Source organism: Allorhodopirellula heiligendammensis (genome assembly GCF_007860105.1).
In the GTDB taxonomy this organism is placed as follows: Bacteria; Planctomycetota; Planctomycetia; order Pirellulales; family Pirellulaceae; genus Rhodopirellula; species Rhodopirellula heiligendammensis.
In genome coordinates this window covers 67,849-83,641 of the sequence record NZ_SJPU01000006.1, presented here as the reverse complement: position 1 = coordinate 83,641, position 15,793 = coordinate 67,849, and the positions used below count along the sequence as shown (strand labels likewise).

At 58.2% G+C, this 15,793-nt stretch carries 9 protein-coding genes; 4 read left to right on the top strand and 5 right to left on the bottom strand.

The genetic code is table 11. From position 1 onward, the window contains the following. Positions 1–253: 253 nt before the first annotated feature. On the bottom strand, positions 254–3,166 hold the full coding sequence (gene gyrA / locus Poly21_RS25305; RefSeq protein WP_146409859.1) for a DNA gyrase subunit A: 2,913 nt from the start codon (positions 3,164–3,166) through the stop codon (positions 254–256). 206 nt (positions 3,167–3,372) lie between these two features. Here gyrA and Poly21_RS25300 point away from each other — a divergent pair, with 206 nt between their 5' ends. Continuing rightward, a complete protein-coding gene (locus Poly21_RS25300) occupies positions 3,373–5,280 on the top strand; it encodes an AAA family ATPase (protein ID WP_146409858.1) in 1,908 nt (635 codons plus the stop codon). Between the two features lie 289 nt (positions 5,281–5,569). On the opposite strand, the gene Poly21_RS25295 is transcribed toward Poly21_RS25300, so the two are convergent. Continuing rightward, a complete protein-coding gene (locus Poly21_RS25295; protein ID WP_302120588.1) occupies positions 5,570–5,776 on the bottom strand; it encodes a hypothetical protein in 207 nt (68 codons plus the stop codon). Between the two features lie 234 nt (positions 5,777–6,010). Then, on the bottom strand, positions 6,011–7,087 hold the full coding sequence (locus tag Poly21_RS25290; RefSeq protein WP_146409856.1) for a transposase: 1,077 nt from the start codon (positions 7,085–7,087) through the stop codon (positions 6,011–6,013). Between the two features lie 269 nt (positions 7,088–7,356). On the opposite strand from Poly21_RS25290, the gene Poly21_RS25285 reads away from it, so the two are divergent. Continuing rightward, complete coding sequence (locus tag Poly21_RS25285; RefSeq protein WP_436967527.1) at positions 7,357–9,474, top strand: esterase/lipase family protein; 2,118 nt, start codon at positions 7,357–7,359, stop codon at positions 9,472–9,474. Positions 9,475–9,665: 191 nt separating this feature from the next. Here the strand turns inward: Poly21_RS25285 and Poly21_RS25280 are convergent, their stop codons facing one another. Both Poly21_RS25280 and Poly21_RS25275 read right to left on the bottom strand, forming a co-directional pair. Continuing rightward, complete coding sequence (locus Poly21_RS25280; RefSeq protein WP_302120586.1) at positions 9,666–10,697, bottom strand: DUF1207 domain-containing protein; 1,032 nt, start codon at positions 10,695–10,697, stop codon at positions 9,666–9,668. Positions 10,698–10,990: 293 nt separating this feature from the next. Next, complete coding sequence (locus tag Poly21_RS25275) at positions 10,991–11,968, bottom strand: Gfo/Idh/MocA family protein (protein WP_302120584.1); 978 nt, start codon at positions 11,966–11,968, stop codon at positions 10,991–10,993. Positions 11,969–12,721: 753 nt separating this feature from the next. On the opposite strand from Poly21_RS25275, the gene Poly21_RS25270 reads away from it, so the two are divergent. Next, positions 12,722–14,491 carry an AMP-binding protein gene (locus Poly21_RS25270; protein ID WP_146409854.1) on the top strand — a complete coding sequence of 590 codons (1,770 nt, stop codon included), beginning with the start codon at positions 12,722–12,724 and terminating at the stop codon, positions 14,489–14,491. After that, positions 14,488–15,792, top strand: coding sequence for a thiolase family protein (locus tag Poly21_RS25265; RefSeq protein ID WP_302120581.1), 1,305 nt, complete (start codon positions 14,488–14,490; stop codon positions 15,790–15,792). The genes Poly21_RS25270 and Poly21_RS25265 overlap by 4 nt, the downstream gene beginning before the upstream one ends. The last annotated feature ends 1 nt before the right edge of the window (position 15,793 follow it).

The window sequence follows — 15,793 nt, the reverse complement described above, 5'->3', positions numbered from 1 at the left end:
CCAGGGAGAGCCGGCCTTCGACGGCGTGGGGTCGCGGTGCACCTTGAGGCCCCGGGCCAGCTTGATCGCTGCCCTGGCCCCTGCTTCGCTAGGCGCAACGCACAACAACTCCGCTGGGGAGGATGAAGTACTAGCGCCGCTGGTCGGCCAAGTTGGTTGGAAGATGCACGCCCGGTGAGCAACGCCGTTCGGGCCGACACGCGGACAGGGTTTCAACCCGTCCGGCGTGACCGCTCAGGACGACGGTCCGCCACTACTCTTGGGCTGGCGGCTCCGTCTCGGTCGCCGGCGCTACAGGAGCTCCGTCTTCGGATTTTTCTTCCGCAGGGACACGGACGACGGCGATGAGCTCATCGCCTTTGTCGACGCTCATGATGCGGACGCCTTGGGTGTTCCGTCCGATGACGTTGATATCCGAGGCGGCGATCCGTTGCAATTTTCCCTTGGCGGTCATCATGAAAAGCTCGTCCTCGTCGGTCACGCGGGCAATGCCGATGACCTTCCCGTTTCGCTCACTTGTCTTGATGTCCCGCAGGCCCTTGCCGCCACGTTTTTGGGTTCGGTACCGAGCCGAGCCGCTGGTGGCAGCGTTCTCATCGTCAGCCCCCGTGTCCGCCGCATCATCGTCATTCTCACCACCGTCGGGGGCGTCGATGGCATTGGGGCCGAATGGTGTGCGTTTGCCGTAGCCATTCTTGCAGACGGTCAGCAGGGTGGCTTCTGGGCTGGTGACGACCATACCAACGATGCGGTCGTCGCCAATCAGCGAAATGCCTTTGACGCCTGACGTATTGCGGCCCATCGGGCGGGAATCGGATTCGCGGAACCGGATCGCCATCCCGCCAGCGGTGACGAGCATCATCTCGTCATTCGGGCCCACGACGACGGCATCTACCAGTTCGTCATCTTCACGCAATTTGATTGCGATGATGCCGCCACGTTTTGGCCGGCTATATTGCTCCAGCGGTGTTTTCTTAACCAGTCCGCTGCGCGTCACCATGGCGACGTAGTGCCCCGGTTGATTGAAGTCACGAACGGCTAGGCACTGAGCAATCTGCTCGTTCGGTTCCATCTGCAGCAGATTGACGATCGCCCGGCCCTTGGCATCGCGGGCGAGCTGGGGAATGTCATAGACCTTTTGCCAGCGAACCTTCCCGGTTGTCGTCAGGAACAACAGGTAGGCGTGCGTACTGGCGACGAAGAGGTGCTCGATGGGATCCTCGTCATCGCTCTTGGCACCCTTGAGTCCCTTGCCGCCCCGGCGCTGCGTGTTGTAAACGCTCGTCGGGGTTCGCTTGATGTAGCCGCGGTGGCTGATCGACACGACCATCGGTTCTTCGGTGATCAGGTCTTCGAGATCGATATTCCCGAGCTCCTCGTGGCTGATCACGGTGCGTCGCTTGTCGCCGAAGCGACGCTTCATCTCTTCGAGGTCTTCCTTGATGATGTCGCTGACGCGTTGCGGCGTGGCGAGAATATCGAGGTAGTCGATGATTTCCTTGAGCAATTCGGCGTGCTCTCCCGAGAGTTTCTCTTGCTCGAGGTTAACCAATTGGCCGAGCCGCATCCGCAGGATCTCATCCGTCTGGACACTCGTCAGGGTGTAGCTGTCCGCCTTGCCCCGTTCGCTGGTGAATTGCTTGAAGCCGTCCTCACCGAGTGCCCGCTCGAGCATGGCGGCGGGACACTGGATCGACATCAACCGCTCTTTCGCTTCCGGCTGGGTGCGTGAGGTGCGGATCGTGCGAATGATCTCGTCGATATTGGCAAGTGCGAGCAGGAGGCCTTCGACAGTGTGCTTGCGGCGGCGAGCGCGGGCGAGCAGGAACTGGGTGCGGCGACGGATCACCGTGCCGCGGTGTCGCAGGAACTCAGCGAGCATCTCCTTGAGCGTCAGCTCACGCGGCTTGCCATCGACAAGCGCGAGGAAGATCAGCGAGAACGTGTCCTGCAGCGGCGAGAACTGATAGAGCTGGTTCAGGATGACGTCTGGATCCTCACCCCGCTTGAGCTCGATAACCAGCCGCACGGGCTCCTTCAAATCGCTCTCGTCGCGAATGCCCGAAATGCCCTTGATGCGGTCGCCGTTGACCAGCGCGGCGATCTTTTCGATGATTCGGTCGCGGTACTGCTGGTAGGGGATCTCAGTGACGACGATACGGCTACGATTGCCCCGCATCTCTTCGACCTGGCATTTCGCACGCACCACCATCGTGCTGCGCCCGGTCTTGTAGGCGCGGCGGATACCGGCCCGGCCGCAAATTATGCCGCCGGTGGGAAAGTCCGGGCCCGGGATAATTTCGCACAGCTCGTCGATGGACGTATCGGGGTCATCGACGAGTTTAATCAGTGCGTCGCAAACTTCAGTGGGGTTGTGCGGCGGAATACTGGTGGCCATCCCGACGGCGATCCCGCCTGATCCGTTGATCAGTAAGTTGGGGAACCGGCTAGGCAGAACGGTCGGTTCCGTACGAGCTTCGTCGTATGTGGGGACGAAATCGACGGTGTCGAGTTTGAGATCGTCGAGCATTTGCGCCGCGACCGCAGACATTCTCGCTTCGGTATACCGCATGGCGGCAGGCGGCAGCCCGGCGACGCTACCGAAATTACCCTGCTTATCGATCAGTAGCGCCCGCATGTTCCATTCTTGCGCCATCCGCACGAGTGTCGGATAGATCACGCTTTCGCCGTGCGGGTGATAATTACCCGAGGTGTCACCGGAGATCTTCGCGCATTTGACGCGTTTGCTGCCAGGGCCGAGGTTGAGGTCGTTCATCGCCACGAGGATGCGGCGTTGGGACGGTTTGAGACCGTCGCGAACGTCCGGCAGAGCGCGGCTGACGATGACACTCATCGCATAGGTCAAGTAGCTTTCACGAAGCTCGTCCTCGATCGGCAAATCGACCATTCTCAGTGCGCTGAATCCACCTGATTCATCACGACCACCCTCGGGTGTGCCGTCGCCAGGGAAGCCGGTCCGTGGTGGCTTACCACCCGTACCGCTACCGCCACCGGCCGCAACCGAGCCGCCCGCGGAACTGTCATCAGCGGAAGAGTCGCCGGTCGAGGAGTTACCGGATGCCGTGGCGTCGCCACTTTCGCCGTTCACGCCCGAGTCGTCGTCGAGATTGTCGATGTCGTCTGAGTTATCGCCGTCGTCAGCCAAGTGTCTGCTCGGTAGAAATGCGTGAGAAAAGCTGTGCAAAATCGCCACGAAACATGCCCGTGACGAAGGCGCATAGTATAGCCGACGGGGATCGTGATCACAACGGGACGAATCCTCTGTGTGATTGACGCAAGGCCTTGATCTTCAAATACTTAGGGCCATGCGATTTGCGCACCTCCTCCGCTCAATTCCGGAAGTCCATGTTCATGTCTGGCCCCGACGACGAATCCATCCTGCGTTCGATCCGTTTGTTCCGCGAAGCGCTTGAGCAAACGCAACATCTTTACATTGAAGCCGGTAAGCTCGCCGATGGTAGCTACGGATGGTTAGCTGGTACCGATGCCGACTCTTCGACCGACATGGCCGCGCAAATGGATGCCCTGCACCAGGGCTTCGTCATGAAGGTGTTCGCTGAGACGCTGCCGGATCCGAGTGTGCAGACGATGCAACAGCGACAGCTCGGACGCGTGCTGCTGGAGCACCTATGGAATCAGCCTGTGATGGGCACACACCTACGTGAATCAATGGATTGGCTGCTGCAGACGGCACGTGACTTGAGCTGGTACGACGTGGTAAGACCGTTTCTCGAAGTTCCGTCCTTGCGTGATTCCTGGGGCGAGGTGGAGACCATGGCGGCCCGCTTGGCGACGATGATCGCAGTGATTGACGGTAATGAAGATGGTGCCGACCGGGACCGGATACGGAAAATTCAGAATGAACTGCACGATGCGGAGAAGATGGCGAGATCAGCCCAGGAGTCCGTGCCAGCTGCATGGGAGCAGTCTGCTCCGACCCCCCCACTCGCTCCCAGTAAAGGCGATCACCAGGCCGATATCGACCACGCCCGCGACGCGATCGCTTGGCTGCGTGGTGAAGCCAAACGGCTGCGGGAGGGCAGTGCTGATCCATCTGGGTCCGACCAAGACCAATCAGCCCAGTCGATGCCAATGGCCACGTCTTCCCGTGGTGGAAAAACCACAACGCCAGCAGCCGACCAGGCGAAACCCGACGAGCTGACAGCGTCCCCCCAAGAAACCGACGAGCGGACCCCGGAAGAGCGACTCGCCGACACGCGAGCGAAACTCGATCGGTTAATAGGCCTCGATGCGGTCAAGAATCAAATTCAGACGCTGGCGAACTTTTTGAATATGGAACGCAAACGCGTCGAGCTGGGGTTGCCGACGATGCGTCCAAGTTTGCACATGGCGTTTGTGGGTAATCCGGGCACGGGCAAAACCACCGTCGCGAGAATCATTGCCGAGATTTACGGTGCACTCGGTGTGCTCGAGAAAGGGCACCTTGTCGAGACAGATCGCAGCGGGCTGGTGGCGGAGTACGCCGGACAGACCGGCCCAAAGACTAACGCGAAGATTGATGAAGCACTCGATGGGGTCTTGTTCATCGACGAAGCCTACACGTTGGTCGACGAAGATGGTCAGGATCAGTACGGGCGTGAAGCGGTGCAGACATTGCTTAAACGGATGGAAGATCAACGCGAACGTCTCGTTGTGATCCTAGCGGGATACCCACGCGAGATGACGACGATGATCCGCAGTAATCCAGGACTGAGTTCGCGAGTCGGTACGACGATGCATTTTGACGACTACGATCCCGAAGCCTTGTGTCGCATTTACGAATTGATCGCATCGAAAGCCAAATATGAATTGCCTGGCGAAACGCGGCGCCGCCTGCTGCGTGGATTCACACACTTGTACGTCAATCGTGACCGCCACTTTGGCAATGGGCGGACATCGCGTAATTCGTTTGAGCGGAGCGTCCGTCGACTGGCCAACCGGATCGCAGCGGCTCCTGAGATCACCCGAGAACTACTGATGACCATGCTGCCCGGCGACATCGAAGTGCCCGGCATTACCGACGAGCAACTGGCGGCCCTAGTGGAGCCGGATGGTCTGATCCGGGTGCTCTGCACGCACTGCGAGGCGCCGCAGGTCGTCGACGACGAAATTCTCGGCAGCGACGTAGCGTGCACGGCATGTAAAGAGGATTTCAAGGTGAGTTGGGGCAGCCCTGTTATCGACCGCCAAGTTCCCGAGCAGGCGTCGCCAGCAGCGGAGCGGCAGTCGATTGAGTCCATTCCAGAATCGGAAGGTTGAGCCCCGAAGGAGATCGCAACGCTCTACTAAGCACGCAGGTTGCTGGTTCCAGCGGAAAACTGCACTGGGCGGGGGTTGCAGGGGACGGGGACTACAGGGGACGGGGACTACGGGGGACGGGGGTTGTAGGAACGCGTCGCTAAGGGGGGCGAGGCACTTGGTCAGCTTGGTTGAGGTTGGCCTTCTTGAGCAACTTAAAAATCGACGGTGGCCGACATGCGGTTGGTTCCTCTCGCCCAGTGAAACTCATCTGCGGCAAACGCGAGTGTCAACATGAGCGATGGCCACGTTACTGCGTCTCGTCGCCATGGTTGTCCGCAGGATCTTCGGGCCCAAGGAAAAGCAGTGCGGGCTTCGCCAGTCGGCTATCGGGGTACAGCGTGAGGCAATGACGATACAGTTCTCTCGCTCGCGTTTTATCGCCAGATAGGGCGAGGTTTGTCGCGCAATTCGCTAGCATCATCTCCCTCCAGTCCATCCCGGAGTAATCCAGCATCGTGAAGACGCGATTTCGATCGTACGAGTAATCAAAAAGGGCCACCCTATTTCTGGCGAGGTCCGCGGACTGCATACGAGGTGCTACTCCGTCCAAACAAGTGCGACCACCGAGACCACCAACGGTAAAATCGGCTCATTGGCTAAGATCGATTGCGCAAAGATCTCCTCGCAGTGACTTACCGCGCAGCATGCACCCCACAGCAACTTCGGATGCTGCCGGTCTGGACTGCGGTTAGACCGAGGAAAGGGCCAGCGGATTATCTCGAGCACAAAGCCAGCCCTGGCCGCGACGGCACGCTTCACTCGCAAGACTCTCAGGCGTGCCGGCCGCACGCTTAAAGATGCGCCCAAACTTCCGCACCACATCGCACCAGCCATGCGTGTCCAATCCGATTCGCTGCAAGATCGGAGTCAGATGGGCTGGAATGCTGCCGATCTTATCAGCACGCAATTGGCGGCCCGTCCAATCAAGCAACTCCAAGTATCTCACCATCGATACCGGCAGGAACCCTTTACTGCTCGCTCGACGCCCTGACGCCTCGACTACCGGTCCCGTCGCGTCAGATCGTTCGTCAATCTCGATTGGACTCATCCACCCACTGCGACGCCGAGCACGACTCCGCTCCCAATCGTGGGTGCTAGGCCGACTCCGATCGTGCCGCTCGCTCAAATCGTCGATCCGATCCTTCGCTCCGGTGTAGTCGCTGGTCTCCGGAGTCTCCGCCAAAGCCGCGCGAATCGGGTTCAGGTCCACATACGCCGCACACACCAGCAAACTGGATTCATCGAGCAAAATTTGCGCTCGGTATCTACCTTCCCAAAAGTGCCCGCGAACCTCGTCTTCAGCATTGCTCCTCCGCGCAATGTTCTCAGCGGTGCACCGCATCCACCAGCTGATATCGGACAGTCGAGTGCGACGTTCCGACAACACTTCGGGTTGGTTGAGGATCATGTCCAACTCCGGCTTCGTGGGCTCCGCAGGCGAACCGTCCTCGTTTCGCCGCCGGGGGAATAATCGCAGCCAACGCCGGGCCACCTCTTCGTCCGACCAAGCTGCCGCCACATCCGCCCGACTGCGTAGGACCAGATGAATGTGGTTGTGCATCACCGAAAAAGTCAAGCAATCGATCGCAAAGACCGAAGCCAGGAACTCCAGGCGATCACGAATCCAGCCACGCCGATGTTCGTACGAGGTCCCCGTCAGCGGATCGTCACCGCAAAGAAACGCACGTCGCACGCATCTCTGAATGCAATGCACCACCTGCACTTCGGACGGGTCTAAAACTTCACCACGAGCTTGACGAGGCATCACATCGACTCCGGAAAGAGGAATGTCGGCGGTCGCAATGCACTCGCAACCAGTTCTATCGTACGCTGGCGAGAAAACTGAGCAAGTAAATATTGCCTGTCCCTTTTTAGTCGGAGCATTTGCGATGCGAGGTTTGTCGACGTAGATTGCCTATCTTTCGTTGACATGGCATTACAATTCTTTCTAGTGTCTCGCGCATGGACTGTCACGCGCCCTCGAAACGATTACCTCTGCCCACTGTGGTGAGCCGAATTCGGTCGTCATTCGTGATGGCAGCGATGGTGTGGGTCTGCACTTCGACAGGCTGCGTCACAGCGCGATATCTGCAAGACCGGCCCATCCGTGCCAATGCGCTCGAAAGTTCTTTGCAGCTGTTGGGGCGGAAAGGCCCCGAAATCAGCAGTCGCACCCAACACACGTTGCGTCGCTATGGGCTCAGCGACACCTATCAAATGGATAGCAATGGTTGCATCGGCAAGCTGCGGACGCTCAATCGCCAGAACCTCGATCCTGAATTGACCTATGCCGTCGCTGAACTGGCCTATGTCGAAGGTAAAATCGCTGAGCGCAGTGGCGAAACCAGCACAGCGATGAATCACTACGGTATTGCGCTGACGACTAGTTATCGATATCTGTTTGGTCAACAGTTATCCGACGTCCGCAACGAATACGACCCTCAGTTCCGCGCGGTTTGTGATTTATACAACGAATCGCTCGAAGATTTGCTGCGGGTGCTGTGCGCAGAGAATCAACTGCGTCCGGGGCATACCTACACGATCCAGACGGCAGACCGCAAATTCATCATTCGCACTGAGATGCGTGGGGGCTGGCAGCCCGATGAATTTGATCGCTATGAGTTCGTCAGCGACTTCGATATTAAAACGCTTCGCAATCGCCACACGACGTTCGGGCTCGGCGTGCCACTGATTGCCGTGCGGAAACCTCGTGGAGGTGAGGATACGCGAGAGGACTATTACCCCGAGGGGCTCAGTTATGCGGTGACGGCGCTGTTGCGTTGTTCGACCGAAGGTGATATCGGTCCGGGCTACGCGGGGTCGGGAGACCTGTTACCGGACGCACAATCCAGTGTTCGTTTGGCCAGTCATCATGTCCCTCAGATCACGCCGGTGTCGGACGACCCCAACGAGACCCCTGTCTGTGTGCTCGAATTCTTTGATCCCTTACGGGCCAATCAAATCAAACTCGGCGGCGACTGGGTACCGTTGGAAACAGACTTAACGACGCCGCTAGCCTATTTTCTCGACAGCCCGGAATACCGCAAACGCGACCGCGCCACCGAGGGATTACTCGATCCCGACGATGCCCAGCAGAAGCGTGGCTTGTACATGCTCGAACCGTACGATCCCAACCGCATTCCAGTACTGATGGTCCATGGGCTGTGGTCGAGCCCCCTAACATGGATGGACATGTTCAACGATTTGCGGAGTTTCCCCGAGGTCCGTGAACGTTATCAATTTTGGTTTTATCTCTACCCCTCCGGACAACCGTTCTGGTTAAGCGCCACGCAGTTACGGAGTGACCTCTTCGCGATGCGACAGACGTTCGATCCAACCGGACGGGACCGTGCTGTCGACAACATGGTGTTAGTCGGACACAGCATGGGAGGTCTGGTTTCGCGGATGCAAACGATCGACAGTGGTGATGATTTCTGGAATCTTGTCAGCAATCAACCTAAAGAGAAACTGCGCGGACCGCCGCAAGACGTGAATAAGCTCGTCAGTGCGTTGGAGTTTCGCCCCAATCAATCGATCAGTCGGGTGATCACCATCGGAACCCCGCATCGGGGCAGCGATCTAGCCAATAGCGCGACGCGGTGGTTGGCAGGCAAGATCATCAAACTGCCGAAGATGGCACTCTCGACGAGCACACGTCTGATTCGGGCCAATCCGAACTTTTTCCGCGACACGAGGCTGCTTACCGAAGCCAATGCGGTGGACTCACTCGCACCCGATTCGCCTATTTTCCCGGTGTTGTTACGTGCGAAAACATCGCCGGAGATTCGCTACCACAACATCATTGGAGTGCTTCACGATCCACCGATGCTGGCCGGTCGCAACTACAAAGGTGACGGAGTGGTTGAATACGCCAGCGCTAAAATGGAGGACGTGAAGAGTGAACTGGTCGTTGATGCCACTCACACGAGCCTCCACATGACTGGAAAGTCGATCTTTGAAGTACGGCGAATTCTCTTGGAACATCTCGAAGAGGTCGACTCAGAAGATCGCTTGGCCTGGGCGGCACCCAACCGCACACCGCTGGTGGCCGACGGCGCCGCTGGGCTGATTTCAGACCCGCGATTCCGATATGAGAAATCGTCCGCGTTCCAGGTCAGCGAAGCTGTTCGCGATGAACCTGCGTTGCGATAGTCGCACGCTGGTCAGGCCACCCGCCGCTCAGGGCGTTGCGGTGAGCTTTCACGAGTGATGTCGCAGCTTCGGTTTAAGCTGGAACCGTCTGGCAGAGCTCTCCCTGGCCGCGCCAAAGCGATGCGTTAGACAACCGTCGCGGAATCGAGATACGACGAGGATTGTCCGATTGATACCCATTCGCTCGATACCTAGTAGTCGAACCAAATGCCCCAGCCCAGGTATTCCTGACTCAGCGTGTAAAACTCGAACTGGTTACTGGGACCGTCCCCATACTGCAGACCGAACCGCAGTCGTCGGCCTGACTGTGGCCCCTGAAATCCCCAACCGGCTTGGATTGTCGTCTGCATATGGAACTCGGTGGCTTCGAAGAATCCGAGGTTGGCGGCCGCAAAGGGGGCGATCCCTCGGGGTCGGTTCGGTGGTGGTGTCCACTCCGCTCCGGTTTGGAATTGGAACGGTCGAGCTCCACCGGAACGGTGCACGGCATACGCCACTTCCCCGTAGACTCGAGTGGGCTCGGTCGGCTTGTAGCTGATCCCCCAGATCAACGATTCAGTCACGTAGTTAATACGTTCAAAGGTCGGATTTCGAACGAGGTATTCATCGCCAACGTGTGAGCTGATATGGAAGTAGCCAGCCTTCATTGCCCACGGCCCTTCCGCCCACGTGAGTTCCGTTCCGAAACGATAGTCTACGGATTCAACATCAGTCTGTTCGAGCAGGTTCAGCCGTGTGATCGCGGCCCCCTCGAGATCCCACTGCCAGCCATGTGGATCTTTCGCTCCGGGCGTACCGTATCGCAAGAAACCGACGCGTCCGCCGAGCGTGGCATCCCAAAAGTAACCGCCCTTCTCATCGGCGAGCAGCAGCGCCGAAATACGCGGCTCTTGGGGGCCCGCGAGATACGAATGCCACAGTAACCCATCCGGCAAGACGATCCACTCCCGCTGTTCGCTGGTGGACCGCGAGGTCGACCCTGCAGGAATGTAAACTTGCTGAGCACCATCGGTTAGCAGCGGCACGACATCACCCGCGTCGACGTCCATGCGCGACGCGTGACTGTCGTCGAGAAGCGAGCCAATCGTGTCCGCTGTCGAATCAAGCATATGGTCGTTTGTCGGAACCCATTCACTGAGTAGCGATGGCAACTCAGAGTTGACATACTCACGACCTTCAGCCATGGTTGAGGGGGTATCCGCCAACACGATTGTCGCTGTCACCGCAAACATGCTAAGGCACATCAGCGGCAATGTGGGCGGTCGCCTACTCCCGTCTGCCATCGTTACGAACCTCTCGGTTTTCTAGGTTCGCACGTTGCATGAAATCGCGACGTGCCAAGAAATGCATGCGGTCTCGCTTAGTACCAAAGCAATCACGCAATTTTTTTTAGGTTTTGACTCAAGAAAAACGGATCCATCAAATCTGATTTTGCGTCGTTCGAGAGGTGGGTCTGGTTGTATTGGTCGGACTGTTTGAGTGGGCTGCGTGAGTGTTTTCAGAAAATAAATCGCAGTCACGCGCCCGCTCGACGAGAACGATCGTGCTCGTAGGCTCGCTGCATAATCTCATTCGTTTTCCTGCCGGTCCGCCCCGAAATTGCCGGGCTGCGGTTTTCCGACACCGCTTGCGAAAACTCCTCGATCAGGGGGCGATGCAGGTTACTCGCCGGTGGGTGTGACTCGACTGTAACTCCGTCGGCGGTGAACAACGTCAGGTCGCCTTGATTGAGGTCTTCTACGGTAATGCGGCCATCGGTACCAATGATCTCAAGTCGATCGGGCGAATTGATGGTACCGAAAAAGCACTGCAGTACACCATGAGCTCCGTTTTGAAACCCAAGCATCACGGTGGCAACCTGCTCGGCTTCGAAATCGGGAGCGTCCATCATGCTGGACTGGACGGCGTCGATGTCACCCATCAGCTGCAGAAACACGTCGATGCGGTGGCTCCCGATATCCATCAGTGGGCCACCACCACCGCGGGCGCAGATCACACGCCAATCATCGGCAGGAAATCGATTAGGATTTCCAGTCACACAGGCAATCGACAGGATGCGCCCCAATTTACCAGCATCGAGTAATTGCTTAATTCGCTGCACGACCGGGTAAAATCGGCGGTAGTACGCTACACCGAGTTGGACGTTCGCCTGATCGCAAGCGGCAATCATTTGATCGCATTGATCCGGATCGAGCGCCATTGGTTTTTCAACGAGGACATGTTTGCCAGCGGCGGCGGCAGCAATGGTCTGCGGTAGATGACAATCGACAGGGGTGGCGATGTAAACAGCATCGAGGTCTTCGATCGCCAATAGATCATCGGCGTTCGTGAAACGGCCGGGCACCGAGAACTGATCCGCAAAATCATGCAACTGCGCTTCGCTGCGCCGGCAAACCGCCACCAGATCCGAAAGCGGGTCCGCTTGGATGGCCGCCGCCACCCGTTTGTTGGCAATGTCGCCGACCCCGATCAGTCCCCACCGAATAGTCATCATACTTCCTTCGTCATGGTTGCCGTCGCTTGCATCGTTCAAGCTTGAAGCGGGCTATCGTAGGCTAGGAGTGAGGTTCATAAAACCATGGAAACGTTGCTGCTCTCCCTGCTGGCGACAAGTACGAGTTGCGATTGGACAACGGGGCACACTCAGCATTTACGGATCATTCTCTGCGGACCGAGTCGTAACGGTGGAACCCCCATCATCATCGGACCATGCCGACCATGAGCACAGCCTGCTGGGACGCCTACTCACGCGACGATGCCGCAGCCCAATCACTGGCGGAACAGGCCCGGCGAGGATGATGTTTTAGAACCGCTCGACCGGGTACAGCGGAAATCGGCGGCGGCCTGCAATTGCTGGGGGCGGCACGGCGGTGAGCGCCCATTCGCCATAATTGCGATCTTGGGGCAGCGGAGCCAATACCTTATTGCGTTGCCTATTTTCTCGCAGCAAGTTTTTTAAGGGAATATCCTTTCCTTTGTTCGACTCACTGCGTATAGTGAGGTGTTCGGCAATTCGAGCCCTCTCGGTTTGATCATGTCAGGGTTCGCCGCGCTGGACGCCGCCACAGGAGCGGAGCGGACCGCCTGTCAACCGGGCCCCGTTTGCCGCAGTACGTCAGGGACGACCTGTATTCGAAATGGGCCCAGCATTCTTTCGCGATCGTTGCGTTGGCGGCGAATTGCGTAAGCGGTGTCGTCGGGAATTCCTGTTTCGGATAGATCCAACTCTCTGAACAGGAATCGAGTGATGGGTGATGTCCTCCCCGTACCGCATGCCCTTGTCCCTGGGTCAAACACGGACGATTCAGTAGACGTTCGCGATGTGTTCGCGGCACGGTTGCCCGCCGCCATCCTAGGCCGACAGCCTGCTCAGCCGGCGGCGATCGAGCGTTACGAGGGCCTGCCAGCATTTGGCTTGGTACGGCACGCTGCCGACGTGATTCCGCACCGTGTTGCCGTGATCTATGGCGAGCGGAGTTGGACCTATGAGGAACTCAACTATGACATCGTACGCTGCGCTGCGATGTTCCAGGCCTACGGTATCGGACCTGGTGATCGCGTCGCTGTGTTGCTGCCCAACGTGCCTGAATTCATCGTCACGGCGAACGCGGTTTGGCGGGCAGGCGGCGTGACGGTAGCGCTGAGTCCATTGATGGCTGCGGAGGAGATTGACAAACTCGTCGATCAAACTGGGTGCAAGGTGATCGTAACGCTGGACATGCTCGCCCATTTGCTCGCCCCCTGCCAAGCCAAACTAGATCACACATTTTATGTATCCATTCGTGAACATTTGCCTGCCTTCAAACAGATCGGCTACTTGTGGATGCGTCAACAGCGACTGGGGATGTGGTCGTTGCCTGCCGACCATGCTCATCATTGGCTGCGAGAAGAGATTGCGAACACGCAGCGGGAGTGGAAACCAGTACCAATCAATCCGCATACCGATCCCGCATACATTTTGCCGACCGGTGGCACCACGGGTGTTCCCAAGGCCGTCACGCTTAGCCACGAAAACATGGTAGCGAATGCTTGGCAGCAATTGATGTGGACTCGGCGAAGGTTTGCCGAGGACACCATGCTGGCGGTATTGCCGTTTTTCCACAGCTATGGGATGTCGGCGATGGTAATGGGTGGTGCGGCCATGGGGGCCACGCTGGTACTGCACCATCGCTTCAACGTCCGTCAAGTCATCTCGCTGATGGTCCAGCATCGCCCGACGGTCCTGCACGCCGTTCCAGCGATGTTGGCTGCGATGAATGAACGACTCGACGACTACCCCGCGGACTTGAAGTCGGTCAATTGGGTGATCTCCGGCGGAGCTCCGCTGGACGCGGACATTGCCGAAACCTTTGCGTCTCATTGCGGTGGGTTGGTCGTGGAGGGCTTCGGGTTGTCTGAAGCTTCGCCGGTCACGCATGTCGGCGATCTTTACGCGGAGCCGTGCTATGGCACGATCGGTTTTCCGCTGCCCGAAACTCAATGCCGAATCGTCGATGAGCACGGCGGCCTCGACGACCTGGGGTGTGGCGTCGTCGGCGAAATGGTCGTCCGGGGACCGCAGGTGATGCTCGGGTATTGGCGAGACGCCGAACGCACGCAAGCTGCCATCGAAGATGGGTGGTTGCGCACCGGAGACTTGGCGAGCCGCGATCGGAGTGGTCGGTACACCATTGTGGGACGCAAGAAGGACTTGATTATTACGTCCGGATTCAATGTTTACCCGGTCGAAGTCGAAGCCGTATTGCAAACCGCCGACGGCGTTGCGGAAGCCGCCGTGGTCGGCCAGCCTGACGAACTTCGCGGCGAGGTGGTCAAAGCCATTGTCGTTCTCAAACCAGGAGCAACCTGGGATGAAAATGTGCTACGAGAGCATTGCAAAATGCATCTATCCAAACACAAGCAACCCCGCGTGTATGAGCAGTGCCAGGGTGAATTGCCCAAGAACTTTTTAGGGAAAGTCATCCGTAGAAAACTGCGAGAATCAGAGTCTGAGAATCTTCCCGGAGCAAGCTCATGACGATGTCAAAAACGACTATGGCGTTTACCCCTGTCGCGATTATCGACGGCATTCGCACTCCATTCGCCAAGGCGTTCGGTAGACTCGCGAACGTCTCGGCGGTGGAATTAGGGCGTCTGACGGTTGAACAGTCACTGCTGCGCTGTGGGCTGGCTCCTGAAGCGATCGACCAGGTCATTTTCGGGAACGTGTCTTCACCACCGGATGCGGCGAACATCGCGCGGGTGATCGCGTTGAAGGCCGGGGTGCCGCAATCTCGCATCGCCCACACGGTCAACCGCAACTGTGCATCGGGGATGCAGTCCCTCGTCGCGGGTTGCAATGCCATCCATTACGAGGGCGCCTCCGCTGTCGTCGCAGGCGGCACGGAATCGATGTCGCAGATCCCGCTGCTAGTCAGCCCCGACGCCGCCCGTGTGTGGACACGCTTGTCGCGTGCGAAAACCGTGATGGCCCGATTGAAGGTGCTCAAAGACTTTCGCCCCCGTCACTTCCAACCCATCGCGGGTATCGAGCTAGGTCTAACCGATCCTGTCAGTGGCATGAACATGGGCGAAACCGCCGAACTACTGGCCACCGAATACAATGTCTCCCGCGAGGAGCAAGACACATTTGCTGCAGCAAGCCATATCAAAGCCGCGCAGACCCAAGAGCGTTGTTTCTTTTCAGGTGAAATCACAACGGTGTCTCTGCCTGATGGGGGCCGATGCGATCAGGATGATGGCATTCGGTCAGGGCAAACCGCCGACAAACTCGCAAAGTTGCGGCCGATCTTTGCCCGCGACGGTACCGTCACGGCTGGCAATAGTTGCCAGATTACCGATGGAGCGGCAGCCCTGGTGCTGTCGTCCGAGTCCGGTCTGGAACGTTTCGCTCGTCCCCCGCTCGGTCGCCTGACAGCATATGCGATCGCAGGCTGCGATCCCCGACGGATGGGACTGGGACCGGTATATGCCGTGGCCAAACTGTTTCGGCAAACGGGACTGTCATTCGCCGATTTTGACTTGATCGAGATCAACGAAGCCTTTGCTGCGCAAGTGATCGCCTGCGAGCGAGCGATGGCGTCCAAGTCATTTGCTCAACAGGAACTCGGCCAGGACTGCGCGGTGGGTGAATTGCCGATGGACCGGGTCAACGTTCATGGCGGGGCGATCGCACTGGGCCATCCCGTGGGCACCACGGGCACCCGCATGGTACTGACTTTGCTCCGCGCTCTTCATGATCAGGGCAAACACCGAGGACTTGCCACGCTCTGCGTTGGTGGTGGCCAGGGAATGGCAATCGTTGTGGAAACGCCGTGAA